This is a genomic window from Arthrobacter sp. BE255, assembly GCF_031457335.1.
In the GTDB taxonomy this organism is placed as follows: Bacteria; Actinomycetota; Actinomycetes; order Actinomycetales; family Micrococcaceae; genus Arthrobacter.
The window spans coordinates 1-1,537 of record NZ_JAVDWK010000035.1 but is presented as its reverse complement, the minus strand read 5'-3'; the positions used below and the strand labels follow the sequence as shown (position 1 = coordinate 1,537).

The following is a 1,537-nucleotide window of genomic DNA, read 5'->3' as shown; positions in this document are numbered from 1 at the left end:
ACCAGGACCTGGCCGTCCTGCAGGTACCGCTTGGGGTCCTGCGCGTGGCCCACCCCGCCCGGGGTGCCGGTCGCGATCACATCCCCCGGGTTCAGGGTGATGATCGTGGAGATATAGGAGACCAGGAATTCGGGGGTGAAGACCACGTCGTTGGTGGGGGTGGACTGCTGGGTCTCGCCGTCCACGGCGGAGGTCATCAGGCCGCCGGTGAATTCGTCCTTCGTGACCAGGGCCGGGCCGAACGGGGTGGACTTTTCCCAGGTTTTGCCCTGCAGCCACTGGACGGTGCGGAACTGGTAATCCCGCATGGACACGTCGTTCAGGACCGCGTACCCGGCGATGTGCTCGGCTGCCTGGGCTTCGGGGATGCGGCGGCCGGGTTTGCCGATGATCACTGCGAGTTCGGCCTCCCAGTCCACTGCGTCCGATTCCTGCGGCAGCGCGAGGTCGTCATGGGGGCCGATCAGGGATTCGGCGTACTTGGCAAACAGCGTGGGGTACTCCGGGACCTCCCTCCCCATTTCCTTGATGTGGTTGCGGTAGTTATGGCCCACGCAGATGATCTTCCCCGGGGACGGGACGACGGCGGCGAGGTCCGCGCCGTCCAGGGCATGGGTGGCGCCGTCGGCCGCCGCAGCGGTGGCTTCCCAAGACGGGTCCTGCAGCAGGGCCCCGACGTCGGCGAACCCGGGAATTTCGGTGAGGGTTTCGCCGTCCTGGCGCACCGCCGTCGTGCTCTGGCCGTTGCTGCCGTTGTTCAGGCGGAGGGTGAGGAGTCTCATGCGTTCTTGCGTCCTTCGGTGTAGGTGCGGTTGAAGTTCAGGCGTTCAAAAATCGGGGCGTCACTGAACCGGAACAGGTCAAACCCCGCGTCGGAATCGGTCCCTGCCTGCAGGGACCATTCCTGCCAGGACGGGACGACGAACAGGTCACCCTTCGCCAGCTCGCGGGTTTCGCCGTTCAGGGTCACGGTGCCGGTGGCGTCGAAGACCTGCCAGACACTGGAACCGACCTCGCGGACCGGCTCGGTGGACGCTCCGGCGCGGAGGCGGTGGAATTCGGCACGGATGGTGGGCATCACGTCCCCGCCGGTGGTCGGGTTCGTGTACCGGACGGCGGCGTGGCCCTGGGAGACGGTGGCCGGGTGGCCCTCGTCCTCCAGCAGCAGCTGCTCGGTCAGTGCGGCGTCGGTGTGTTCCCACCGGTACGCCGCGATCGGGGAGTTGACCGTGTCCTGCAGCCCGGACAGCGGCCGCAGGCCCGGGTGGGCCCAAAGCCGCTCGGAGCGGGAAATGTCCGGGGTGGCCTCGTCCGTGACCCGTTCGGTGCCGAACTCGAAGAACCCCGCATCGGCGTAATGCACAAACGGGATGTCCAGCCCGTCAATCCAGGCCATCGGGGAGTCGGTGTCGTTATGGTGGCCGTGGAAGTTCCAGCCCGGAGTCAGCAGGAAATCCCCGCGGCGCATGGCCACAGGGTCCCCGTTCACCACCGTCCACACACCCTCGCCCTCGACCACGAAACGGAACGCGTTCTG

Annotated in this window: 2 protein-coding genes; both read right to left on the bottom strand. The window is 67.2% G+C overall.

Annotated features, from left to right (window positions below):
• Positions 1-782 (bottom strand): fumarylacetoacetate hydrolase family protein (locus J2X42_RS23315; protein ID WP_310168506.1); only part of this gene is annotated, 782 nt, incomplete at its 3' end.
• Positions 779-1,537, bottom strand: a 759-nt coding sequence (locus tag J2X42_RS23310) for a cupin domain-containing protein (protein ID WP_310168505.1), incomplete at its 5' end; no start/stop codon positions are given. The genes J2X42_RS23310 and J2X42_RS23315, both read right to left, overlap by 4 nt.